We start from the raw sequence: 24,258 nt of genomic DNA on the forward strand, positions 1-24,258 counted from the left end.
ACCATTATTCCAGACGACCGGCATTCGCTTCAAGACCCGCTTTTTGCCGCCTCAGGCCACCTGCACGAAATGGCCGGGTGAAACGGTCCTGTAAGTGCGCTCCGGTGTTTCATAACCCATTGCCCGTATGGGGCTTTTCAGCTCGTCATTGGAAACGCTGCGTCTTATACCGCGCCGCGCCGGATCGGGCACCGGCACCGCCGCCATCAGCTTTTTCGTATAGGCATGTTGCGGATTGTCGAAGACCGCCGCCCGCGGGCCGATTTCGACGATCTCGCCGAGATACATCACCGCCACACGATGGCTGACGCGCTCCACCACTGCCATGTCATGCGAGATGAACAGGAAAGCGAGGTTGAGGCTCTGCTGCAGGTCGAGCAACAGGTTGCAGACCTGCGCCTTGATCGAGACATCGAGCGCCGAGACGCTTTCATCCGCAACGATGACCTTGGGATCAAGCGCAAGCGCCCGGGCAATGGCGATGCGCTGGCGCTGGCCGCCGGAAAACTCATGCGGGTAGCGGCCGGCCATATCGGCCGACAGGCCAACCTTTTCCAGGAGATCGGCGGTTTTTTCCTTCGCCTGTCTCGTGGTGCCCAGCCTGTGCTTGATGAACGGTTCGGAAATCGCCGTGCCCACCGTCATGCGCGGATTGAGCGACGAGAACGGGTCCTGAAAGATCATCTGGACGGATTTGCGCATGTTGCGCAGGCCGGTGGTATCGAGCCGCATTATATCGTAGCCATCGAGCGATACATCGCCGGACGACGGCTCCACGAGGCGCATGATCGAGCGGCCCGTGGTGGATTTTCCGCAGCCGGATTCACCGACCAGCGCAAGCGTCTCGCCCTGAAACAGATCGAAGGAGACGTTTTCGACGGCATGAACCGCACCCGTCTGCCGCGCCAGCAGGCCGGAGCGGATGGGAAAACGCGTGACAAGGTTCTTGACCGAGAGGACCGGCGTCTGCCCGCTCGCCACGGTCTCAGCCACCTCCTGAGGCTCGGTTGAAAGACCGGTTTTCATGTCGAGCACCGGAAAACGCGTCGGCCATTGCCGGTCGCGCATCGAGCCGAGCTTCGGCACCGCCGAAAGCAGCGCCCGCGTGTAGGGGTGCTTGCCGCGTTTGAATATCTCATCGGTCGGCCCGGTCTCGACCTCGTCGCCGCGATACATGACGATCGTCCGGTCGGCGATTTCGGCCACCACACCCATGTCGTGGGTGATGAAGAGGACCGACATGCCCTCCTCTTCCTGCAGCAGCTTGATGAGATCGAGGATCTGGCCCTGAATGGTGACGTCGAGCGCCGTCGTCGGCTCATCGGCGATCAGCAGCTTCGGCCGCGAGGCGAGCGCCATGGCAATCATTACCCGCTGGCGCATGCCACCGGAAAACTGGTGCGGATATTCGTCAAAACGGCTGGCCGCATTGGGAATACGCACCTTTTCCAGAAGCCGCACCGTCTCCGCCCGCGCCTCCTGTTTCGAAAGCCCCTTGTGCCTGATGAGGACTTCGGAAATCTGGCGGCCGATAGTGAAGATCGGATTGAGCGAGGTCATCGGCTCCTGAAAGATCATCGAAATATCGTTGCCGCGCACGCCGCGCATCTCCTTTTCGGAAAGCGCCAGCAGATTGCGCCCATTGAGCAGCACTTCGCCTTCGATCCGGCTGGAGGAAGGCGCAAGCAGACGCATGAGCGACAGGGAAGTGACGGACTTGCCGGAACCGGATTCGCCGACAATCGCAACGGTTTCACCGGGCGCAACATCGAAGGAGACGTTGCGCACGACGCTTTTCCATTCGTCATCAACGAGAAAGGACGTGGTCAGGTTACGGACGGAGAGGACGGGTTTTGTTTCCATGGTCTCACCGCCCCACCGCATAGGCCTGCATCAGCCGCGGCGTGGCGGCCGCCCGCAGCAGGCCGTCCGCATCCCGCCTTGCTGCTGTCAATCGCCCGACCGACCAGGCATCGGCAACCGTGACCCGGTGGCCGCGACGGCGAAGCTCATCGAGCGTCGCCTCACCCGCTGTGCTTTCCACCATGATTTCACCCGGCGAGCTGGTGCGCGGATAAAACGAGCCCGGAAAATGCGAGGTGTGGAACAAAGGCATGTCGATGGCCGCCTGCAGGTTCTTGCCGTGATGGGCATAACGCAGGAAGAAAGGCAGTTGCCACTGGTCCTGCTGATCGCCCCCCGGTGTGCCGAAGACCATCGAGGGCCGCCCCTGATGCAGCGCGAGCGAGGGCGTGAGCGTGGTGCGCGGGCGTTTGCCCGGCGCGAGCGAGGTCGGCAGGCCTTCCTTCAGCCAGAACATCTGGGCGCGGGAATTGAGTGCGAAACCGAGGCCCGGCACGACCGGCGACGATTGCAGCCAGCCACCCGACGGCGTGGTGGACACCATGTTGCCCCAGCGGTCGATGACGTCGATATGCACCGTGTCACCGCGCTTCTCCGTCAGGTGCGACATGGTCGGCTCGTAGACGGTGCCCTTGCCGCTCATCTCGGCCAGCATCGCCATGGTGGCGTCCACCTGATTTTCGTATCCGGGCACGGTGCCGGGGCGCAGCTCCAGCGAGGCCTCGCGGCCGATCAGCGCCCGGCGTCCGGCATTATAACCCTCGGAGAGAAGATATTCCGTTGGTATCTGACCAAATTCCGGGTCGCCGTAATAGACCTCACGGTCGGCAAAGGCGAGCTTCATGGCCTCAACGATGGTGTGGATGAAATCAGGCCCGGACGGGTCCATCGCTGCAATGTCGAAGCCCTTCAGAAGCGCAAGCGATTGCAGCAGAACCGGACCCTGTCCCCAGGCGGGCGTCTTGGCAATCGTCCAGTCGTGATAATCAAGCGTCTGTGGCGCTTCGACGGTCGCGCTCCAGCCGGCCATATCCTGCGCCGTCAGCACGCCCTTGTGCCGTGTGCCACTGGCATCCATGACTTCCGTCGTCTTTACGTAACTGTCGATAGCTTCCGCAACGAAACCCCGGTAGAAGGCATCGCGCGCCGCCTCGATCTGGTTTTCGCGGCCGGTGCGCGCTTCGGCTTCGGTGACGATCCGCTGATAGGTCGCAGCCAGAACCGGATTACGGAAATTGGCGTGAGGCTCGGGTGCGGCACCACCCGGCAGCCATGTCTCATGCGAGGTCGGCCATTCCTTCTCGAAGAAATCGGCCAGCCCCTTGATGGTGGCGGAGACACGCGGCAGCGTTGGATGCCCCTGCTCGGCATAATAGATGGCGGGTTCCAGCACGTCGCGCACGCTCATCGTGCCATAATCGCGCAGCATCAGCATCCAGCCGTCGAAGGCACCGGGGATGACGGTGGCCAGCAGCCCGTCGCCGGGGATCAGTTTCAGCCCTTCCGAAGTGTAATGTTCGATCGTCGCACCGCTCGGGGCCGGGCCCTGTGCGCAGATGACTTCGACCTTGTCCTTCTGCTTCGAATAAAACACGGCCGGCATATCCCCGCCCGGACCGCAGAGATGCGGCTCGACGATCTGCAGCACGAAACCGGTGGCGACGGCGGCGTCGAAAGCATTGCCGCCCTTTTCGAGGATGGCCATGCCAACGGCCGAGGCGATCCAGTGCGTTGAGGTGACGACGCCGAAGGTGCCAAGGATTTCAGGGCGTGTGGTGAATTCAGTCATTCCGATATTCCTTGTAAAAAATCATGCTTCGCGCGGATCGAGCGCGTCACGCAGGCCATCACCCAGAAGATTGAAACCGATGACGACGAGGAAGATGGCGATGCCGGGCCACATCGTCATCCATGGCGCCTGGCTGAGGAAATTCTTCGCGGTGTTCAGCATTGAACCCCAGGAGGGCGCCGGCGCCTGCTGGCCAAGACCGAGGAAGGAAAGGCTCGCCTCCGCGATGATTGCGGTCGCCACCGTCAGCGTCGCCTGCACGATGATAGGGGCAAAGACATTCGGCAGGATGTAACGGGTCATGATGTCGATATGGTTGAGGCCGATGGACCTCGCGCCTTCGACATAATCCTCCATCTTGACCGCCAGCACCTGCCCGCGCGTCAGCCGCACGAAGATCGGCATGGCGGAAAGGCCGATGGCGATCATCGCATTGGTGAGGCTCGGGCCGAGGAAGGCGGCGAGCGCGATCGCCATGATCAGGAAGGGCATGGCGAGCAGCGCTTCGGTGATGCGCGAGATGATCATATCCACCCAGCCGCCGAAATAGCCCGAAATCAGGCCGAAGGGCACGCCGATGACCACCGCGATCATCACCGAGACGACACCTGCCATCAGCGAGGCGCGCGCGCCATAGATCATGCGCGAAAGAATGTCGCGGCCGAGATCGTCGGTGCCGAGCCAGTGGGCCGCCGATGGCGCCTTGCGGATGGCCGACCAGCTGGTCGCAACCGGGTCGGCAATCGGCAGGATCGGCGCGGCTATGGCAAGCACGGCGAAGAACAGCACGATGATCATGCCAACAAGCGCCGACTTGTTGCGCTTCATTTTTTTCCAGGCGCGGCTTTCCTGCCGTGTCGCCGATACGGATAGGTTTTGATCGAGAACGGTCATGATATCAGCCTCAGATCGTCGCCCTGAGGCGGGGGTTGAGCAGGACATAGGCAATGTCGGCCAGAAGGTTCATGAGAATGAAACCAACTGCGGTGCAGAGCACGATGCCCTGTACGACGGCATAATCGCGGGTGAACACCGCATCGACCGTCATCTTGCCAAAGCCGGGAATGGTGAAAATCTGCTCCGTCAGGACCGCGCCGGCCAGCAACTCGCCGAAGAGCAGCGCCAGCAGCGTGATGACCGGCAGCAACGCGTTGCGGAAACTGTGCGACAGGATGATCTCGCGCGGCGAAAGCCCCTTGGCCCGGGCGGTGCGGATATAGTCGGAACTTAAAACCGCCACCATCGCCGAACGTGTATGACGCATCAGCGTTGCCGCAAGCGCGTTGCCCAGCACGAAAGCCGGCATGATCATCGTTTCGATGGAACGAACAGGGTCGACGAAGATCGATTCATAACCGGATGCCGGCAGCCAGCCGAGCTTCACCGACACCAGCAGGATCAGCATGATACCGAGCCAGAAATTCGGGATCGACAGGCCGGAAAGCGCCACGATATTGGCCGTGTAGTCGATCCACGTATTCTTCTTGACGGCGGCCAGGATGCCGATGGGAATGCCGATAACCATGGCAAAGAACATCGCCATGACAGCCAGCTGAATGGTGACCGGCAGCTTCTGGCCGATCAGTTCCAGCACCGGCTGGTTGGTGCGCAGCGAGATGCCGAAATCACCCGTCACCACGCCGCCCAGCCAGTTGAGATATTGCAGTGGAACGGGGTCATTGAGGCGATATTTTTCCCGCAGGAATTCAATCGTCGCGGGATCGCGTTCCTCACCCGCCATGGCAAGAACCGGATCGCCCGGCAGGAGTTTCTGCAGCGAGAAAACGAAGATGGAAATGATGAGAAGCGTCGGGATCGCGACCAGCAGTCGCTTGCCGATGTAAACAGGCATGGCATTGCCCCCGTTTGAGTCCGGTGCTGGGGGCCGCACGGCAAGCCGTGCGACCTGTTCAAAGCTGTCAGTCCTTGGAAACGCCGAGAAGGCGGATCATGCCATCGGGCGATGGCGCCCAGCCCTTGACCTTGTTGGAAATGGCATAGGCATAGGGCTGGTGGCCAAGATAGATGATCGGCATGTCATCGTTGAGGATGACGCTTGCGGCATCGTATTTTTCCTTGCGCACCGCATCTTCGGTCGAGGCGCGGGCCTCGTTCAGCAGCTTGTCGACTTCAGGATTGCAATATTTCACATCGTTGATGCCGCCCTTGCAGGTGACGAACTGGTGCAGGTTGCCATCGGGATCGATACGCCCCGACCAGTCGGAACGGCTGAGCTGGTAATTGCCCGCGGTCTGTTCGGACAGCAGCGTGGCAAATTCGGTCGCCTTCAGGGTGACGTTGAAACCGGCCTCGGCCACCATGGACTGGATGACCTGCATCATCTGCGTCTGCGTGGTGTTGTTGGCGTGCTGAAGCTCGACGTCGAGCTTCTCGTAACCCGCCTCCTTCATCAGCTGCTTGGCCTTGTCGATATCGCGCGGCGGTACCGGCAAGCTCTGGTTGAACCAGGGGCTCGTCGGCGGGAAGGCCTGATTGCCACCCTTGGAGGTGCCTTCAAAGACGATCTGGCCGATCGCCTCGCGGTCAATGGCATAGGAAAACGCCTGCCGCAGTCGCTTGTCCTTGCCGAGTGGATTATCCGCACGCGCGCCATTGTTCATGTTGACATACATGGCCATGTAACCCGGCCCGATTATATCGGCATAGGTCAGCTTGGCGTCGTTCCTGACGGATTCCGCATCGGACGCCGAAATGCGTTCGGCAATATCGAGGTCGCCGGCGCGAAGGTTTGCAAGCTTCACGGTTGTATCTGGGATCGGCAGATAGACGACCTTGTCGACGAGGACCTTGTCCTTGTCCCAATAGTCAGCGAATTTCTCGAGCACGATACGGTCCTGCTGGATACGCTCGACAAATTTGAACGGCCCGGCACAAACCGGTTTCGAACCAAAATTCGCGCCCAGTTCCTTGGCCGCCTTGGGTTCAACGATCATGCCGGCGCGGTCGGAAAGCTGCGCCAGCAGGGTAACGTCGGGCGTCTTCAGCGTGAATTTCACCTCCAGCGGTCCCGTCGCCTCAACCTTTTCGACCGAGGAGAGCTCGCTTTTGCGGCGCGATTCCGGCAGCGTCATATTGCGCTCGATGGTCGCGACCACGGCAGCCGCATCAAGCGTCTCGCCATTGTGGAATTTGACACCATCGCGGATTTTCATGGTCAGCACCTTGCCGCCTTCGGACCATGCCCATTCGGTGGCAAGCTGGGGCACGATCTTCATGTCCTGCGAGATGTCCACCAGCTTGTCGCACATCGCGGTGTAGACGATGCGGCCAACGAAGGTGCGCGATTGCGCAGGGTCGAGTACATCGGCATCGTCATTGAGGCCGATGCGCAATTCGGACGATAGCGCCGGTGCGGCGAGCAATACGCTGGCGAGCAGCGCCGCAGTCAGTGTCTGGATCTTTTTCATGTTCGTTCCTCTGGTCTGGTTATTTTGACTTTTTTGTCATTGGCCGCCCCTTCCGGGACGACAGTTTTCACCCGTGGCCTCAGGAGGCCTCGGTCAGCGAATTATCAGCCTCAGCCGCATTGCCCTCCCCGGTGTCTTCCTCCAGAAAGCCGAGCGAGGTGGCGCGGATCAGCCTTTCCTGATGCATGAGAAGATGCTGGCGCATGGCTTCACCGGCGCGCGCCGGATCGCGGTCGGCAATGGCTTCGACAATGGCCATATGCTGTTCGAAAGACGCCCTGCCATTCGTGCCGCTGCGCCGGGCAAGCTCGCGGATCGACTGCCATGCATCGTCCTGGCGAATGCGGTTGACGACATCGAAGATCGACAGGAAAAGCTTGTTGCCGGCGCTCTGGGCGATCTGGCGATGGAGCGAGCCATCCCATAATTCCTTGGCGTCGGCATCCGTGCTCTGGCCGGTCTTTTGAACAAGCGCACGCATGCGCTCCACCTCGGCCGGTTTGGCGCGCATGGCCGCAAGCTGCGCCAGCTGCGGTTCTATGCGCAGGCGCACTTCCATGATTTCCATGAAATCCGTTCCGGCGACCAGTTCCGTGACCTGGGCGGACCAATCATCCGGTTTTTCACCCACAAAGGTTCCGGCCCCCTGCCGCCGCCAGATCAGACCTTCGGCTTCCAGAACCTCCAGCGCCCGGCGGATCGAACGGCGGCCGACGTTAAAAGTCTCCGCAAAGGCCCGTTCCGTCGGCAGACGCCCATCCCTCGCGAGGTGATTCGCCTGAATATAGTCACGCAACCGCGCCAAGGCGTAGTTGGAATTGTCGTTAGGGCCTGCTGCCACGCCGCACCATTTGTCTGAACCAATCTGATATTGGTTCATTTGGTGAGAAATTTTTGCCGACGTCAAGCGCATTTTTGAGCGACGATTTTTCACGCTCAAAATATGGGCATGTGGCGTTTTTTTTTGAAAGTAAAGTGCGGCGCATGCGCATGACGTTTTCACGCGCCCTCTGCTCCTCAAGGCCCGATGGAAAGCTGGATGCGTCCCGACAGACGCTCGCCGGGCGGGATGATCCTGCCACCAAACACTTCCCGCTGCGTCTCAGGCAGGCCAAGCGCTCCGGCGGCCATGGACACTGGTTCTAGGCAAAGATAGCGGTCCATGCGGTGAACGGCGAGATGGCCGAAAACGGGATCGGCCTCGATCCGCAGCGAAAACCTGTCAAATTGCACATGCGCATTTGACCAGTCGGTGTAATGCAACGTGTATCCCGTTGCAGTGGGAATGGCGGCGTTGTGGCGAGGGACTGCCGGCTGGCCGGTCGGCACGTTCTGCGGGTCCAGCGGATATTGCAGCCTTGCGTCCGTGCGCGCGTCACAGCCAAGGCCGGCGGCCAGATAGGGATGCCAGCCCAGCGCCATCGGCGCGGGCACGTCCGCCAGATTGGTGATCGACAGGCCCACGGTGAGGCCGGCGTTTTCCAGCAGAAAAGACTGTTCGGCGCGGAAGGAAAAGGGCCATTCCCCGTCAGCCTCATAGTCAAGTAACAGCCGTACCCGATCTGAATCCAGGTCGGAAATCTCCCATGCGCGCCGGTGAGCAGGTCCATGCATGGCATCCGGCGCGAGCGCGGGATGTGGCAGGAGGTCATGGCGAACGCCGGTATGAACGAAGGAGCCGCCATAAAGCCGGTTGTGATAAGGAAACAGCGGGTATGCGCCGGCGCGCGGCCAGTTGAGCGGCTCGAAACCCTCCTCACCCGTCGGCACCAGAATATCGCCGTGGTCCGCATGGTGCAGATGGGTCATCCTGCCGCCCCATGCGGGTCGCAGGCGGGCCGAAAGAGGCCCGCAGCTTATCGCAACCGTTTCAGGCGAAGGCATAGGATCCGTCAGGACGTTTTGGTACCCGCCTCTGCCAGTGAACATAACCATCTTCCTGCATGGCTTTTTCATCCATCTCGACGCCCCAGCCGGGACGATCTGGCCTCAGTTCCAGATATCCGTCCTTCGGCAGATAGGGGTCAACGACATAACGGGTTTCATCCTCGCGTTTTTCCAGATCGGTGCCGCCATAAACGTAGCATTGCCCTTTCGGCAGCCGGTATTCGAGAATACGGAAATTCTGCTGGGCGGCGGAAAAATGCACGTTGACGGCGGTGGCGAGCGGCCCCATCGGGTTATGCGGCGCGATGCTGACAAAATGGGCTTCCGCAAGCGTAGCGATGCGGCGCATCTCCGAAATGCCGCCGACGACGCAGATGTCGGGCTGGATGATATCCGCACCCTTTACCTGAAGAAGACGCAGGAACTCATTGCGATTATAGAGGCTTTCGCCCGTTGCCAGCGTGCAGTTAAGCCCCTGTTTCAGGTCTCCCCACATCTCGATGTTTTCCGGACGCAAAGGCTCTTCGAAAAACAGCGGATCGTAAGGGGCAAGCGCGTTGCCAAGCTGGCGGGCGGCCGCGGGTTCGAAAATCTTGGCATGGGCGTCGAAGGCGATATCGTAATCGGGCCGCACGGTCTCGCGAAGCGAGCGGAAATATTCGGCCGAACTGCGCACCACCTCGCCCCAGCGATGGGCGTGGATATCGAGGCGCCACGGGCTGAGCTTGAAAGCCGTGAAGCCCCAGTCCTCGTTGAGACGGTCGAACTCCTCCTTCGCCGCAGGCGCATCCGGGGCCGTATAGACACCGGCATAGACCTTGATGCGGTCGCGCACTTCACCGCCCAGCAGTTTGTAGACCGGCACCCCCGCCGCCTTGGCGGCAAGGTCCCAGAGGCAATGGTCCAGCGCCGAGATGGCCGAAAGGCCGAGCGCGCCGGGCGGAAAACGGTTTTGCTGCAGAAGGAGATTGTAGAGATATTCAACCCGCGTCGGGTCCTGCCCGGCAAGGAAGCCGTAGAGGTAATCCAGAAACGGCGGCAGGGCGAGATCGGGGCCGTGATTGTAACATTCGCCCCAGCCGGTCAGACCGTCATCGGTATCGAGAGCGACGACAACGCGGGGGCGGTCCTTGTCGCGGGTGACGAATACCCGCATGCGATCGATTTTCATGCTTTAGTCTTCCTCATGAATGGCAGAACGAACAGGCCCGGCACTATCGCGCGACGGCCCCGTTCTTGACTTCGGATGGTTCGACGTAGCGGAATCTGCGGGTGCGATCCCGGTCGCGCGGGTCCGGGCGCGGAATGGCGGAAAGAAGCGCCTGCGTGTAGGGGTGATCCGGCGCGTTGCAGACCTTTTCCGCCTCTCCCATTTCCACCAGCTTGCCGCGATACATCACCCCGACGCGGTCGCACATGTAGCGGATGACGCCGATATCGTGGCTGATGAAGATGTAAGCGAGGCCAAGCTCGTCCTGCAGCCGCATGAGCAGATCGAGCACCTGGAACCGCACCGAAACATCCAGCGCCGAGGTCGCCTCGTCAGCCACGATGATGCGCGGCTTCAGCGTGATGGCGCGGGCGATGCCGATGCGCTGGCGCTGGCCGCCCGAAAAGGCGTGCGGGTATCGCTCACGCCCGGTCGGGTCGAGACCCACCTGCTCCATCAGCGCGCAAACGCGCTCATCCAGTTCCCTGCCCCTGGCAATGCCGTTGACCAGCAACGGCTCGCCGATCACCTGCGCCACCGTCATGCGCGGATTGAGTGAGCCGAACGGGTCCTGAAACACCATGCGCAATTCGCGCCGTGCGGCTTTCAGCTCGGCACCTTCGATTTTAGCCAAATCGACCACCGTGCCATCCGCCCGACGATAGCGCATTTCGCCGCCGGTCGGATCGTAAAGGCGCATGATGGAGCGGCCCATCGTGGTCTTGCCGGAACCGCTTTCGCCGACAATGCCGAGTGTCTCGCCGGGCAACAGCTTGATCGAGACGCCATCCAGCGCCTTCATCTCGCCGAAATGCATGGAGAGGTCGTTGACCTCGAGAATGGGCGCTGCGGCAAGATCGAGCGGCGGACGGGCAAGCCGGATTTCGGCTTTCTGCTCCAGTTTCAGCACCGAGCCGATCAACATGCGGGTATAGGGGTCCTGCGGATTGTGGAATATCTCATCGACGGTGCCATATTCCTTGGCGACGCCGTGATGCATGACCAGCACGTCATCGGCAATCTGCGCCACCACGCCCATATCGTGGGTGATGAACAGCACCGCCATGCCATGCGCCTTTTGCAGCCGCGATATCAGGTCGAGGATTTCGGCCTGCGTCGTCACATCGAGCGCCGTCGTCGGTTCGTCGGCGATCAGAAGCTGCGGTTTGCAGGCCAGCGCCATGGCGATCATGGCTCGCTGGCGCATGCCGCCCGAATATTGGAAGGCGTAACGATCCAGCGCCTTTTCAGGGTTAGGGATTTCCACCTGCCGCAACAGCTCGATGGCCTCGGCCCGCGCCTGCGCCTTGCTCATCTTCAGATGCAGCCGCAGCACCTCGGTGATCTGGTCACCCACGGTGTGCACGGGTGAAAGCGACGACATCGGCTCCTGAAAGATCATCGCGATATCTGCGCCGCGCACCGAGCGGATCGCCCGGCTACGCGGATCGAGCTTTGCCAGATCGAGAGACGTGCCATCGGCGCGGTTGAGGATGATCGACCCGGACGCAATGCGGCCGGGGCTGTCGATGATCTGCAGGATGGAGCGGGCGGTGACGGATTTGCCGGAACCGCTTTCGCCGACGACGCAGAGCGTCTTGCCGGGATCGATGGAGAAAGACAGATCGTTGACCGCCCGGAAAACGCCGTTTCTGACCGGAAATTCAGTGACCAGATTGCGGACTTCAAGCAGCGGCTTGGCTGGCTTCATGGAGAGAATGTCGCTCATCCGGGGCCTCACTTGTTATAGGGATCGGCTGCATCGCGCAGACCGTCGCCGAGCAGATTGAGCGCCATGACGGCAATGACGACCGCCACACCGGGCAGGAACAGCCAGGGTGCGGTTGCTATCGAGCGGATATTCTGCGCCTCGCGAAGCAAAACGCCCCAAGAAATCGTCGGCGGCTGGAGACCGAGACCGAGGAAGGACAGCGATGTTTCCGCAAGGATCATCGCCGGAACCGCAAGCGTGACCGAAGCGATGATATGGCTCGAAAAACTCGGCAGCATATGGCGGAAGATGATGCGCCCTTCCGGCACGCCATCCAGCCGCGCTGCAGCCACGAACTCTTCGGTCCTCAGTGACAGGAACCGGCCGCGCACGACACGGGCAAGCTGCGCCCAGCCGGTCAAAGACAGGATGATGGTGATCATCATATATTGCAGCGTGGCGGGCCAGCCCTGCGGCAGGGCGGCGGCCAGCGCCAGCCAGATGGGAATGGTGGGAAGCGAGAGCACGAAGTCGATCACGCGCTGCATGACGAAATCGATGCGGCCGCCGTAATAACCTGAAATGCCACCGAGAACGACGCCGAGCAGCAGCGAGAAGAACACGCCGACAAGGCCGATGGACAGGGAGACCTGCGCACCCTGCACCACGCGGCTGAAGACATCGCGCCCGAGACGATCCGCGCCGAAGAGGAAGAGCGGACGTGTTTTATCGGTGGAGGCCAGCAGATGGATATCCGTGGTGAACAGGCCGAACACGGAATATTCGTAACCGCGACCGAAAAACTGGACCGGGATTTTCTTGGCCGTATCTTCGACGAACACCGCCGCCAGTGTCTCGGGATTGCGGGTCAGCTTCAGCGGATAATAATGCAGTCCGAGCGAAAAACCGTCGGTCGTATCGATGAAGTGGACACGCTGCGGCGGGTGGAAGGTGGCGCGGGCATTCTGCAGCACCGGATCGTTGATGGCGAAGAAGCCGGGCACCAGCGCGACGATATACATGGCGATGGTGATGAACAGGGCGGCCATGGCCAGCTTGTGGCGCTTGAAGGCCCACCAGATGAGCTGCCACTGCGAGGCGACGGCGGCGCGGTCCTGCCGGGCATTGGTGGTCATGGTGATATCGCTCATGGCGCCCTCCTATTCGAGACGGATGCGCGGATCGACCAGCGCAAGCAGGATGTCGCTGATAAGCGAACCGATCAGCGTCAGCGCGCAGATTAACAGCACGAAAGCGCCGGCGAGATACATATCCTGCGCCATCAATGACTGCAGAAGCAGCGGTGCAGCCGTCGGCAGATTGAGGACGATGGCGACCACCACGGAACCCGAAATGAGATTGGGCAGCAGCCATGCGATGGTGGAGATGAACGGGTTGAGCGCAATTCTGAGCGGATATTTCGTCAGCAGCTTGAACTCCGACAAGCCTTTTGCCCGCGCGGTGGTGACATAGGGCTTGGGCAATTCATCCAGCATATTGGCGCGCATGACGCGGATCAGGCTTGCGGTGGATGACACGGCAAGGATCGTCACCGGCAGCCAGATATGGGCCATGAGGTCCATCATCTTGGCGATGCTCCACGAGGCGGTCTCGTATTCTGCGGAAAACAGGCCGCCGACATCGGCCCCGAACTCCACCGCCGCGACATACATCAGCACCAGCGCCAGCAGGAACGAGGGTATGGACAGGCCGAAGAAGGAAAAGGCGGTGAAGAGATAATCGCCGATCGAATATTTGCGCACGGCGGAGAAAACACCGATCGGAAGGGCGATGGCCCAGGTGGCGAGAAGGCTGGCGACGGCGAGAACCAGCGTCAGCGCCATGCGCTCCCAGATGAGGCCGGAAACCGGCTGCTGCCATTCGAACGAAATGCCGAAATCGCCGCGGCTGACGATGCCCCATATCCATTTCAGATATTGCACGATCATCGGGTCATCGAGGCCGAAGCGTTCGCGCAGCTGCGCCGCCGTATTGTGGTCGATGACCTCGTTGGAGGCCGCCAGGGTGGCGATATAGGTCGTCACATAGTCGCCGGGTGGCAGCTGGATCAGGACAAAAGCAAGGAAACTGACGGCAAACAGGGACGGTATCATCCACAGCAGGCGTTTTACGATAAAAAGCAGCATGTCGTTCTCGCAATCACATTGTGCCGCACGCGCCGCCTCCCACGAAGGAGACGGGCTGCGGGTGGTCGAAACAACCTGAGAAGCGTCGCCGCGTTACGGCAGCGACGCCCATGTGGCGATGTCAGCTTGTGAAGGTGAACTGTTGCGGCAGCGCCGGGCCGGGATTGGGCCATGTCCAGCTGTCGGGTTCCGTTTCCGGCACATTGCGCAGATTGTTGCGGATGATACCGAAACCACCCACGGCGAGGCAAAGACCGATCGTCTCGAACTCTTCCGCCGCAATGTCGAAGATCTCCTTCATCTTCTCACCGCGCTTGGCAAGGTCGGCCGTGGAGCGCGCCTCATCGAACAGCTTGAAGCGCTTCTTCTGGCTTTCCGGCGGCTCCTCGCCCTTCTGGCCATTCGAGGTGTACCAGAGCGCCCACGGAATGGCGTAACGCGACCCCTGCGGATGGAAGGCAAAGAAATCGCGCGGATCGAGCATCGGATCGAGACCGCCGGGACCGGGCCAGACCGCCGCATCATGGGCATTGTCATCGCCGCGTGTATAATAGAGCGCACGTTCGATGGTGTTGACCTTGATGTCGACGCCGATCTGCGCCCATTGCGCCTTCACCAGCTCCAGCGCATCGACCAGATCGGGATAGAGCGTCGGGATGACGTCGATCGAGAAGAAGACCGGCTGGCCGTCAGGCCGCAACCGCATGCCGTTGCCGTTCTTCTTGTCGTAACCGGCCTTGTCGAGAAGATCGTTCGCCTTGTCCGCATCGTATTCGGTGAATTGCCGCGCCAGCTTTTCATTGTACCAGGGATGTGTCGGGCGTGGCCCGGCCTGATATCCTTCGCTCTGCCCGAAATAAACGATGTCGATAATTTCCTGCCGGTTGAGCGCGATGGACAGCGCCTGACGGAACGACTTGTCGGCGAACATCTTGCGCATCGCCGGGTCTTTGTGGGTGATGTTCAGGTAGATCTGGCACTGCTGAGAAGCAGAAGGCACCAGCGTCAGCAGGCGGTAGTCCCCCTTTTTCATGTTCTGCGACAGGGTGGGCTTGTTGGCGAGAACGCTGATATGCCGCTCCTGAATGTCGATCTTGCCCGAAATCACGTTCAGCATCAGCGATTCGACATCCTGCGAAATGCCGAAGTTGATTTCATCGATATAGGGCAGCTGGTTGCCTTCGGTATCGACCTGCCAGAAGTAAGGGTTGCGGGTCATGACCACCCGTGTCGCGCCGCCGGAATAGGGTTCTTTCACCACCCAGGGGTCCAGCGTCGGCTTGTCGACATTCGACCAGCGGGATGGAATTTCGATATCGCCGCATTTGGCGCGGAACAGTTCCGTCCAGCTCGATACGCCCGCAGCCTTCACATCGGCATCCAGCGCCGTGTTGTATTTCGGCAGGAACTTGCTGCAATAATGCTTCGGAAACAGCGTCGGATGCTGGCCGAGCGGCGTGGCGAGGTTTTCCAGATAGAGCGCATTCGGCGCCGCGAATTTGAACTTTACCGTGAAATCGTCGATCTTTTCGACATCGACCGCCTCACCCGCAACGGAAAGCTGGGCTGGCGTGGCGCTGTAAAGCTCCTTGTTCTTGATGCAGTCCTCGATGGCGAATACCACGTCATCTGCCGTGAAGGGGTGGCCGTCCGACCATTTCGCACCCTCCAGCAAATGGAAGGTGAACTGCGAGGCATCGTCGTTGACCTCCCATTTCACCGCAAGGTTCGGCAGAACCTCGGTGAAATCCATGTTCCAGCGAACCAGCCCCTGATTGCCGACCATGCGCAGGATGCCGTTATGGTCCGACGAGCCGCGCAGGCCGCGGCGCAATGTGCCGCCATAGGTGCCGATCTTTTCATGGGGTGTCACCACCATCGGATTTTTCGGCAGACGTTCGGCCAAAGGCGGCAATTTGCCGTCCTTTACCAGCGCCTCCAGTTCCGGCGCCTGTTTGCCGGTGGCAGCCATGGCCGAGGTCCCGATGACGGAGAGGGCGGCGACGCCCCCAAGCCCCGCCATGAAGGTCCGGCGCGTCACGCCCAATGAAAATGCATCGCCATCGCGCATCGATTATCCTCCCAAAAAATCACCGGCAGCGAGACGGCTTTCACCGAACCGCAACGGCCCTCCCGGCCAGCCAGCACGCCGATCCTCCATCGGCAGGGGCAGACCATATGGGCGTTTTCAGATGATTACAAGTATTGACAGATTTTTACATATTTTTTATTCGTAGACCGGTTTTCAGGATCAGGCTTGAAGAAAAAATCGGTTAGGACAGCCCCCTCGCTCACAAAAACCCCGGTATTTCTGTTGCGATTGAAATGCAGGAAACCCATTAACTTCAGCGATTTGCAACGGAAGGGCTGCTGATGGACAATCAAACCGCATCTGCCGCCGCTCGAGGCGAGACCAGGCTGAGCGACATCATCTACGAAAAGATCATCGGCATGATTTCGGACGGGCGGTTTCCCGTGAACGAAAGGCTGCCATCGGAACAGAATCTGGCGTCGTTGTTCGGCGCATCCCGGCCGGTCGTTCGCGAAGCCCTGGAGCGGCTGCGAAACGACGGACTCATCGTCTCCCAGAAGGGGTCCGGCTCCTATGTGCGCCAGCAGCCGGATTCGTCCGTGTTGCAGCAGGTGCCTGTCGGCTCGCTTGCCGACGTGCAGCGTTTTTTCGAGTTCCGGTCCGGTCTTGAATCGTCGGCGGCCGAACTTGCGGCGCGCAACTGGCAGGCCGCCGACAAAACCCGCATCGAACAGGCCATTGCGGCGCTGGAACAGTGTCTGGAGCGCAACGATCTTGGTGCGGAGGAAGACTTCGCCCTGCATGAAGCCATTGCCAAAGCGAGCCATAACCAGTTCCACATCACCGTGCGGATCTGGTTCAAGCCGCATTTCGCGATCGGCCAGTCGGTGACACGCAGCCTCAGCCTCAAGCGCACGCCGCAACATGTGCGCGAGGTGCAGAACGAACATACCGCAATCGTGGAAGCGATTTTTGCGCGGCGGGAACAGGCTGCGCATGACGCGATGAAAGACCACATCCTGAAGGCCCGCGCCCGCATGTTTCAGGGCGTCGGCAGCTAGAACCTTTTCCGCATTTCAAAGGGCAAGCCATACAGGGCGATGGAGAATAATCAGTGAGCCAGCCGCGTATCATCGAACCGAGACTCCGCTCCCTCATCGACACGCCGTTGAAGGTCGGCGAATCACCGGCATGGGATGAACGGACCGGCAATCTGTGGTTCGTCGATATTCTCGCCCCCGCCATTTTCTGCCTGCATCCGGGCGGCAAGCTCGACAGATACGACATGCCCGCCCAGGTGGGGTGCCTCGGTCTTTGCGACAATGGCCTGATCGTGGCGGGCCTGAAGACCGGCGTGCATCTTCTTAATCCCGCAAGCGGAAAACTTGAACTTCTGTGCGACCCGGACGAAGGGCGGCCCGACAGCCGCCTCAACGACGGAAAGGTTGGCCCCGATGGCCATTTCTGGGTCGGGACCCGCGATGAGGCCGCCATACAGACAGGCAATGCGCGGCTCTATCGCGTCGCGCCGGATGGCGGCGTCGAACGCATCATCGATGGCGACATGTTCACGTCAAACGGGCTTGCCTGGAGCCCGGATGGCAGGCGCATGTATCATTCCGACAGCAGCGGGCTGATGTATCAGGCGTTCGATTTCGATGTCGCGACGGGCAGGCTCGGTCCGGCCGAACGTCTTCACGATTTCGCGCCGGACGAAGGCAGGCCGGATGGCGCGGCGACCGATTGCGAAGGCTGTTACTGGAGCGCCGGCGTTCAGGCCGGACGTCTCAACCGCTTTTTGCCGGACGGCGAACTGTTCGAGATCTACAGGCTGCCGTTCAAGGGGCCGACCATGCCGTGTTTCGGCGGCCCGGATCTCAAGACGATCTATCTGACAAGTCTCGTCACCGAGACGGACGGGATTTCCACGCCAGGCACGCTTGTTGCCTTTGATGCGCCTGTCGCGGGGGCAGCCGTACACAAGTTTTCCATCTGAAGACGCTTTCATCTCAAGGAAACCAGTTGATGACGACATTTGATTTTCGCCAGGCCCTGCACGGCATCTCCGGCGTTCCCGTAACAGCTTACGAGGCAGGCGGGGAAGTCGATATCGGTGTCACCACCGAGGTCTATGCCCGCGTTGCGCGGGCGGGTATCCACAACATCGTTGCCGCCGGCAATACGGGTGAATTCTACGCCCTGACGCCGGACGAGATTCTCAGCGTCTACGAAGCCGCGATAAGAGGCGTTGACGGCAAAGCCCCGGTCACGGCGGCGATTGGACGCTCGCAGCGCGAGGCACTCGCCATGGCACGCCGGGCAAGGGAGATGGGCGCATCCGCCGTCATGTCCCATCAGCCGGTAGACCCCTTTGCGGCACCGCAATCGCAGATCGACTATTTCATCGGCCTGGCTGACGGCAGCGAGCTGCCGCTGGTGGCCTATGTCCGCGCCGACGGTTTTTCGGTCGATGACATGGTGAGGCTTGCCAGCCACCCGAATGTCGCAGGCATCAAGTTCGCGACGACCGACATCATGCTTCTGTCGCGCGCCATTGCCGCTTCCGATCCGAAGGGTGCTCTTTATGTCTGCGGTCTCGCGGAAAGCTGGGCGCCCGCCTTTTCGGCGGTGGGCGCGCGCGGCTTCACGTCCGGCCTCGTCAACGTCGCTCCGCAATTCTCGCTGCAGGTTCATGAGGCCCTGACATCGGGCGATTTTTCAGCGGCACGCAAGATCGTTGAAAAGATCGAGCTCTTCGAACGGCTGCGGACGCGTTACCGCAACGGCGCCAACGTGACGGTGGTGAAGGAAGCCATGGAAATACTGGGCCTCAGGGTTGGCCCGGTTCGAGCCCCGGGACTTGCCCGTCTGGACGAACAGGATCGTCAAACGCTTGAAGGCCTGCTCGCCAGCTGGCGCTGACGGACGCATCGCCCGCAAGCCAGATGTTTTCGATGCTGGATTTGAACCTACCCTGAAAATCGAAGTTTTTTGCAAATATCGAGGGCGGCTCACCGGACATGGTCGAGCCGCCCCCTTTTATGACCTGATCAGGTGACATGCCGGCCATGAGCCGGCATGTGCTTCCCGCGTGGCGCACTGATCCGCGCCATCCGAACGGGATGGTCGCTCAGCCGAACAGCGCCAGACTGCTCTTCACCGTGACCCATACGCCCCAGAGGAGCGGAATGCCGACGGCAGCCCAGGCGAACGCCGCCTTGGTGTCCAGCCCGCCGCGCCCGATGCCGAAGGAGCCTGTCGGGCCGGCATTGGCGGCAGCGGTCTTCGCCTGAAGCGCCGCCACTTCCGCATCCGCCATGAACCATTTGTCCGATAGCGGCCTCACCAGCGCATTGGCCACGAGACCGAGCGCCAGCATACCAGCCAGGATATACATGGTGCTGGTATAGAGCGCCGGCCCGGGCGCGACACCCGCCGCGATCTGCGCCTCGCGGATATAGTTGACGACGACCGGCCCGGCGATGCCCGCTGTCGCCCATGCCGTCAGCAGGCGGCCGTGGATAGCACCCACGAACTGCGTGCCGAAGATATCGGCGAGATAGGCCGGAATGGTCGAAAAACCACCGCCATACATGGACAGGATGATGCCGAGCGCCAGAACGAAGAAGGCCTTGGACCCCATCGTCGCAAGCGTCGGCGCCGCCGCATAAAGAATGATGCCGAGAATAAAGAAGCAGAAATAGGTGTTCTTGCGGCCGATCCTGTCGGACATCGACGCCCAGAAGAAACGCCCGCCGATATTGAACAGCGAAAGCAGCCCGGTGAAACCGGCGGCAATGGCCGCGATCTGCGCCTTCTGCCCGGCATCAAGATCCGCAAAACCCACGCCCGGCAAGCCGATCAGCGAGCCCGCGAAGATTTCCTGCAGCATCGGCGAAGCCATGCCGATAACACCGATGCCGGCCGAGACGTTCAGGCACAGAACCGCCCAGATCAGCCAGAACTGCGGTGTCTTGTGCGCGTCGCGCAGATGCACGTGGCGATGGGTTATCATCGCGCTCTTGGCCGCCGGCGCCGTCCAGCCTTCCGGACGCCAGCCGGCCGGCGGAATGCGGTAACCGAAGGCACCGGCCATCATGAAGGCGAAATAGATCAGCGCCATGACGACGAAAGTCTGCCAGACGCCGACGGAAACATCCGTCTTGAAGGTGTTCATCAGGATATTGGCAAGCGGCGCACCGATCATCGCCCCACCGCCGAAGCCCATGATGGCCATGCCCGTCGCCATGCCGCGACGATCCGGGAACCATTTGATCAGCGTCGAGACCGGCGAGATATAACCAAGGCCGAGACCGATACCGCCGATGACACCCGCACCCACCCACATGAGCCATAATTGATGCGTCATGACGCCAAGTGCTGCAACCAGAATGCCGCCGCACCAGCAGCAGGCGGAAACGAAACCGGCCTTGCGTGGTCCCACCCGTTCCAGCCAGCCGCCCCAGATTGCCGCCGAGCAACCCAGAAGCACAAAAAACAGCGTATAGATCCAGCCAAGATCGGCCACGCGCCAGTTGCACTGCGTGGTAAACAAAGCGCCGACAAGGGTGAGACTGGAGCAACTGGGGTCCGTCGCCGGCAGGGCCTTGGACAAGGGCAGCCAGAAAACACTGAAGCCATAGGCCATGCCGATGCACAGATGAATGGCCAATGCTGCCGGCGGCACCAGCCAGCGGTTAAATCCGGGTTTTGCTATGATCCGTTCGCGGTCCAGAATTCCGGCCTGCACCGGTTCTCCCGCAGATACGCCTGCTACTGCCATCGACATTTCCTCCCTCGTGGATGTCTGGACAAATTTCATACGCCCCATATGGCAGGGCGAGACCGCCGAATGCTCTCCCATGCGGCAATAGGTAAAGGCGGCCCCTCGCCGCGTTCAGTGTCTGGTTTCGGGAATACTCGGTTCGGACAGGGACTCACCCGCGGCCGGCCCCTTGCCTCCGGGCGCACCGTTGGCATCCTCCCCAAGCCCCACCGCATCGGCGGTGGGTGTTCCGGGTCTCTTGATCTCCGCTGAGGCTGCAATCACCAGCGGCAGAAAATCGCCGGCTCCGGCATCCACGATCTCGAAAAACCGGCGGCGCATGCGCGGTTCCCAGAATTTATTGATGTGGGTGGCGACACCGTCAATGCGGACATCCTCCGGCTGAGACAGGAAAAAAGTCGCGATCTGGTTCGCCATTCTCACCAGTTTTTCGTCGGTGTGATTAAGCAACATACTGTTCCCCGCGCCGCCTGCCGGTCGGCGTCCATGTTTCAAGTGGCCGGGGCACCCCGGCCCCGATTATTCGGCTGCTTCCAGCTTTCCTGCGATCCGCCGCGACCGGCGGCCCAGCGCGTCATATTCCTCCTGCCATTCCGTCGGCCCGTTGGAAGGTGATATCTGCACGGCGGTCACCTTGTATTCGGGACAGTTGGTCGCCCAGTCGGAGAAGTCGGTGGTGATGACGTTCGCCTGCGTGCCAGGATGGTGGAAGGTCGTATAGACCACGCCCGGCGCTACGCGGTCGGTGATCAGCGCCCTCAGCGTCGTGTCTCCGGAGCGGCTGGCAAGCTTCACCCAGTCGCCATCCTTGACGCCGCGCTGTTCGGCATCATGCGGGTGGATTTCCAGCCGATCCTCCTCATGCCACACGACGTTTTCCGTGCGCCTCGTCTGCGCGCCGACATTGTATTGCGACAGGATGCGGCCGGTGGTGAGCAGCAGCGGGAAGCGCGGACCGGTACGTTCGTCCGTCGCCACATATTCGGTGCGGATGAACTTGCCCTTGCCGCGCACAAAACCGTCCACATGCATGATCGGAGACCCCTGCGGGAACTTCTCGTTGCAGGGCCACTGCACCGAACCGTTCCGCTCGAGATAATCATAGGAAACGCTGGCGAAACTCGGTGTCGTCGCCGCAATTTCATCCATGATTTCCGACGGATGTGCATAGTTCCATGAAAGCCCCATGGCCTGCGCCAGCTTCTGTGTCACCTCCCAGTCGGCAAAACCGTTCTTCGGCGACATGACCCGGCGCACGCGGTTGATGCGGCGTTCGGCGTTGGTGAAGGTGCCGTCCTTTTCGAGGAAGGTGGAACCGGGCAAAAAGACATGCGCATAATTCGCCGTCTCGTTCAGGAAGAGATCGTGCACCACAACACATTCCATGGCGGCAAGACCGGAGGACACGTGTTTCGTGTCCGGATCGGACTGGAGAATATCCTCGCCCTGAATGTAGATGCCCTTAAAGCTGCCATCCACGGCAGCGTCGAGCATGTTGGGAATACGCAGCCCCGGCTCGTTGTTAAGCTTCACGCCCCAGAGTTTCTCGAAGATGTCACGCGTGGCATCATCGGAAATATGCCGGTAACCCGGAAGCTCATGCGGGAACGAGCCCATGTCGCAGGAGCCCTGAACGTTGTTCTGCCCGCGCAGCGGATTGACGCCCACACCGGGGCGGCCAATATTGCCGGTTGCCATGGCCAGATTGGCAATCGCCATGACCGTGGTCGACCCCTGGCTGTGTTCGGTCACGCCAAGGCCGTAATAGATCGCACCATTGCCGCCCCGGGCATAAAGGCGGGCGGCCCCGCGCAGTTCTTCCGCCGGAACACCGGTGAAACTTTCGGTTTCTTCCGGGCTGTGCTGAGGCTCGGCAACGAAAGCAGCCCAATCCTCGAATTCCGACCAGTCGCAACGCTCGCGGATGAAGGCCTCGTTGAACAGGCCTTCGGTGACGATCACATGTGCAAGCGCCGTCAGCACCGCCACGTTGGTGCCAGGCTTCAACGGCAGGTGGAAGGACGCCTCCACATGCGGGCCGCGCACGAGATCGATACGGCGTGGATCGATGACGATCAGTTTTGCGCCCTGCCGCAGCCGCTTTTTCAGCCGGGAACCAAAGACCGGGTGCCCGTCCGTCGGATTGGCACCGATAACCACGACGACGTCGGAATGCTCCACGCTGTCGAAATTCTGCGTTCCCGCCGAGGTGCCGAAAGCCTGACCGAGACCATAGCCCGTGGGTGAGTGGCAGACGCGGGCACAGGTATCGACATTGTTGTTGCCGAAACCGGCACGGATGAGTTTCTGGACGAGGAAGGTTTCTTCGTTCGTGCAGCGGGATGAGGTGATGCCGCCGATGGATTCCCGGCCATATTGGCCCTGGATGCGCTGAAACTCCGACGCGACATGGGAGAAGGCCTCTTCCCAGCTGACTTCCCGCCATGGATCGCTGATCTTTTCGCGGATCATCGGGTTGAGGATACGGTCCCTGTGGGTTGCATAACCATAGGCGAAACGGCCCTTGACGCAGGAATGCCCGCGATTGGCCTGCCCGTCCTTCCACGGCACCATGCGCACCAGCTCTTCGCCGCGCATTTCCGCCTTGAAGGAACAGCCGACACCACAATAAGCACAGGTTGTGACCAGCGAATGTTCCGGCTGGCCGATCTCGATCACCGATTTTTCCGTCAGTGTCGCGGTGGGGCAGGCCTGCACGCAGGCGCCGCAGGAAACGCAGTCGGAATCAAGGAAGGCCTCATGCGCGCCGGGTGACACGCGGCTTTCAAAACCGCGCCCTTCGATCGTCAGTGCAAACGTGCCCTGCACTTCCTCGCAGGCGCGCACGCAACGCGAGCAGACGATGCATTTGGAAGGATCATAGGTGAAATAGGGATTGCTTTCGTCCTTCGGCATCCAGCGGGCATTGAGATCGCCATCACCGGTGCGTGCCTTGACGTGGTTGTCACCTTCATAACCGTAGCGAACATCGCGCAGGCCCACGGCACCCGCCATGTCCTGCAATTCGCAATCGCCATTGGCCGCGCAGGTCAGACAGTCGAGCGGGTGATCGGAAATATAAAGCTCCATCACACCCTTGCGAATCTGCTTCAGCCGCTCCGTCTGCGTATGCACGACAAGACCGGCGGCGACAGGCGTGGTGCAGGAGGCGGGAGTGCCGTTGCGGCCTTCCACCTCGATAAGACAGAGCCGGCAGGAGCCGAACGCATCCACCATATCGGTGGCGCAGAGTTTCGGCACGTCGATACCCGCTTCGCGTGAGGCGCGCATGATCGACGTTCCCGCCGGTACGGTGACCTGCCGCCCGTCGATGGTGAGCGTCACCATGTCCGTTGCGCGGGATTTCGGGGTTCCGTAGTCGAATTCAGAAACAAGAGCCATGGT

18 protein-coding genes are annotated in these 24,258 nt (G+C 60.9%); 3 read left to right on the forward strand and 15 right to left on the reverse strand.

Going from position 1 to position 24,258, the window contains the following annotated elements; genetic code table 11:
• Positions 1-51 precede the first annotated feature (51 nt).
• The 12 genes from JZX88_RS13430 to JZX88_RS13485 all read right to left on the reverse strand — a co-directional run bounded on the left by JZX88_RS13430 (position 52) and on the right by JZX88_RS13485 (position 16,106).
• Positions 52-1,863 carry an ABC transporter ATP-binding protein gene (locus JZX88_RS13430; protein ID WP_206913870.1) on the reverse strand — a complete coding sequence of 604 codons (1,812 nt, stop codon included), beginning with the start codon at positions 1,861-1,863 and terminating at the stop codon, positions 52-54.
• Positions 1,864-1,867: 4 nt separating this feature from the next.
• Entirely contained in the window at positions 1,868-3,652 is a 1,785-nt protein-coding gene (locus JZX88_RS13435; protein WP_206913871.1) for a gamma-glutamyltransferase family protein, read from the reverse strand.
• Between the two features lie 21 nt (positions 3,653-3,673).
• Positions 3,674-4,546: an ABC transporter permease gene (locus tag JZX88_RS13440; RefSeq protein WP_206913872.1), complete on the reverse strand. Its 873-nt coding sequence runs from the start codon at positions 4,544-4,546 to the stop codon at positions 3,674-3,676.
• Positions 4,547-4,556: 10 nt separating this feature from the next.
• On the reverse strand, positions 4,557-5,504 hold the full coding sequence (locus JZX88_RS13445; RefSeq protein WP_006311351.1) for an ABC transporter permease: 948 nt from the start codon (positions 5,502-5,504) through the stop codon (positions 4,557-4,559).
• 67 nt (positions 5,505-5,571) lie between these two features.
• The gene (locus JZX88_RS13450; RefSeq protein WP_174030039.1) at positions 5,572-7,080 is read right to left on the reverse strand and encodes an ABC transporter substrate-binding protein; all 1,509 of its coding nucleotides are present in this window, start codon (positions 7,078-7,080) and stop codon (positions 5,572-5,574) included.
• Between the two features lie 79 nt (positions 7,081-7,159).
• The gene (locus JZX88_RS13455; protein WP_174030037.1) at positions 7,160-7,960 is read right to left on the reverse strand and encodes a FadR/GntR family transcriptional regulator; all 801 of its coding nucleotides are present in this window, start codon (positions 7,958-7,960) and stop codon (positions 7,160-7,162) included.
• Positions 7,961-8,097: 137 nt separating this feature from the next.
• Positions 8,098-8,964, reverse strand: a complete 867-nt coding sequence (locus JZX88_RS13460; protein WP_206913873.1) for an aldose 1-epimerase — start codon at positions 8,962-8,964, stop codon at positions 8,098-8,100.
• The gene (locus JZX88_RS13465; protein WP_206913874.1) at positions 8,951-10,138 is read right to left on the reverse strand and encodes a mandelate racemase/muconate lactonizing enzyme family protein; all 1,188 of its coding nucleotides are present in this window, start codon (positions 10,136-10,138) and stop codon (positions 8,951-8,953) included. The genes JZX88_RS13460 and JZX88_RS13465 overlap by 14 nt, the downstream gene beginning before the upstream one ends.
• Before the next feature lie 43 nt (positions 10,139-10,181).
• Positions 10,182-11,906: an ABC transporter ATP-binding protein gene (locus JZX88_RS13470; RefSeq protein WP_206913875.1), complete on the reverse strand. Its 1,725-nt coding sequence runs from the start codon at positions 11,904-11,906 to the stop codon at positions 10,182-10,184.
• Between the two features lie 8 nt (positions 11,907-11,914).
• Positions 11,915-13,039: an ABC transporter permease gene (locus JZX88_RS13475; protein WP_110759621.1), complete on the reverse strand. Its 1,125-nt coding sequence runs from the start codon at positions 13,037-13,039 to the stop codon at positions 11,915-11,917.
• Between the two features lie 9 nt (positions 13,040-13,048).
• Positions 13,049-14,035: an ABC transporter permease gene (locus JZX88_RS13480; protein ID WP_206913876.1), complete on the reverse strand. Its 987-nt coding sequence runs from the start codon at positions 14,033-14,035 to the stop codon at positions 13,049-13,051.
• A gap of 121 nt (positions 14,036-14,156) precedes the next feature.
• The gene (locus JZX88_RS13485) at positions 14,157-16,106 is read right to left on the reverse strand and encodes an ABC transporter substrate-binding protein (protein WP_142857954.1); all 1,950 of its coding nucleotides are present in this window, start codon (positions 16,104-16,106) and stop codon (positions 14,157-14,159) included.
• Positions 16,107-16,408: 302 nt separating this feature from the next.
• On the opposite strand from JZX88_RS13485, the gene JZX88_RS13490 reads away from it, so the two are divergent.
• Genes JZX88_RS13490 through JZX88_RS13500 form a run of 3 tightly spaced genes read left to right on the forward strand, consistent with a single transcriptional unit; the run spans position 16,409 to position 18,989 of the window.
• A complete protein-coding gene (locus tag JZX88_RS13490) occupies positions 16,409-17,128 on the forward strand; it encodes a FadR/GntR family transcriptional regulator (protein WP_065116820.1) in 720 nt (239 codons plus the stop codon).
• 53 nt (positions 17,129-17,181) lie between these two features.
• Positions 17,182-18,063 carry an SMP-30/gluconolactonase/LRE family protein gene (locus tag JZX88_RS13495; protein WP_206913877.1) on the forward strand — a complete coding sequence of 294 codons (882 nt, stop codon included), beginning with the start codon at positions 17,182-17,184 and terminating at the stop codon, positions 18,061-18,063.
• Positions 18,064-18,092: 29 nt separating this feature from the next.
• Entirely contained in the window at positions 18,093-18,989 is an 897-nt protein-coding gene (locus JZX88_RS13500) for a dihydrodipicolinate synthase family protein (RefSeq protein ID WP_174033641.1), read from the forward strand.
• 208 nt (positions 18,990-19,197) lie between these two features.
• On the opposite strand, the gene JZX88_RS13505 is transcribed toward JZX88_RS13500, so the two are convergent.
• From JZX88_RS13505 to fdhF, 3 genes are all read right to left on the reverse strand, one after another.
• Positions 19,198-20,850, reverse strand: a complete 1,653-nt coding sequence (locus tag JZX88_RS13505) for an OFA family MFS transporter (protein ID WP_206913878.1) — start codon at positions 20,848-20,850, stop codon at positions 19,198-19,200.
• A 114-nt stretch (positions 20,851-20,964) separates the two neighbouring features.
• On the reverse strand, positions 20,965-21,306 hold the full coding sequence (locus JZX88_RS13510) for a formate dehydrogenase subunit delta (RefSeq protein WP_206913879.1): 342 nt from the start codon (positions 21,304-21,306) through the stop codon (positions 20,965-20,967).
• Between the two features lie 66 nt (positions 21,307-21,372).
• Positions 21,373-24,255: a formate dehydrogenase subunit alpha gene (fdhF, locus tag JZX88_RS13515; protein WP_206913880.1), complete on the reverse strand. Its 2,883-nt coding sequence runs from the start codon at positions 24,253-24,255 to the stop codon at positions 21,373-21,375.
• Positions 24,256-24,258 lie beyond the last annotated feature (3 nt).

It is taken from the genome of Agrobacterium sp. OT33, assembly GCF_017313365.1.
In the GTDB taxonomy this organism is placed as follows: domain Bacteria; phylum Pseudomonadota; class Alphaproteobacteria; order Rhizobiales; family Rhizobiaceae; genus Agrobacterium; species Agrobacterium rhizogenes_A.

Coding starts and splice junctions, on each gene's coding strand:
- JZX88_RS13480 (WP_206913876.1), bottom strand. CDS start 14,035: ATGCTGCTTTTTATCGTAAAACGCCTGCTGTGGATGATACCGTCCCTG.
- JZX88_RS13465 (WP_206913874.1), bottom strand. CDS start 10,138: ATGAAAATCGATCGCATGCGGGTATTCGTCACCCGCGACAAGGACCGC.
- JZX88_RS13510 (WP_206913879.1), bottom strand. CDS start 21,306: ATGTTGCTTAATCACACCGACGAAAAACTGGTGAGAATGGCGAACCAG.
- JZX88_RS13460 (WP_206913873.1), bottom strand. CDS start 8,964: ATGCCTTCGCCTGAAACGGTTGCGATAAGCTGCGGGCCTCTTTCGGCC.
- JZX88_RS13430 (WP_206913870.1), bottom strand. CDS start 1,863: ATGGAAACAAAACCCGTCCTCTCCGTCCGTAACCTGACCACGTCCTTT.
- JZX88_RS13450 (WP_174030039.1), bottom strand. CDS start 7,080: ATGAAAAAGATCCAGACACTGACTGCGGCGCTGCTCGCCAGCGTATTG.
- fdhF (WP_206913880.1), bottom strand. CDS start 24,255: ATGGCTCTTGTTTCTGAATTCGACTACGGAACCCCGAAATCCCGCGCA.
- JZX88_RS13470 (WP_206913875.1), bottom strand. CDS start 11,906: ATGAGCGACATTCTCTCCATGAAGCCAGCCAAGCCGCTGCTTGAAGTC.
- JZX88_RS13475 (WP_110759621.1), bottom strand. CDS start 13,039: ATGAGCGATATCACCATGACCACCAATGCCCGGCAGGACCGCGCCGCC.
- JZX88_RS13505 (WP_206913878.1), bottom strand. CDS start 20,850: ATGGCAGTAGCAGGCGTATCTGCGGGAGAACCGGTGCAGGCCGGAATT.
- JZX88_RS13435 (WP_206913871.1), bottom strand. CDS start 3,652: ATGACTGAATTCACCACACGCCCTGAAATCCTTGGCACCTTCGGCGTC.
- JZX88_RS13500 (WP_174033641.1), top strand. CDS start 18,093: ATGACGACATTTGATTTTCGCCAGGCCCTGCACGGCATCTCCGGCGTT.
- JZX88_RS13485 (WP_142857954.1), bottom strand. CDS start 16,106: ATGCGCGATGGCGATGCATTTTCATTGGGCGTGACGCGCCGGACCTTC.
- JZX88_RS13445 (WP_006311351.1), bottom strand. CDS start 5,504: ATGCCTGTTTACATCGGCAAGCGACTGCTGGTCGCGATCCCGACGCTT.
- JZX88_RS13440 (WP_206913872.1), bottom strand. CDS start 4,546: ATGACCGTTCTCGATCAAAACCTATCCGTATCGGCGACACGGCAGGAA.
- JZX88_RS13455 (WP_174030037.1), bottom strand. CDS start 7,960: ATGAACCAATATCAGATTGGTTCAGACAAATGGTGCGGCGTGGCAGCA.
- JZX88_RS13490 (WP_065116820.1), top strand. CDS start 16,409: ATGGACAATCAAACCGCATCTGCCGCCGCTCGAGGCGAGACCAGGCTG.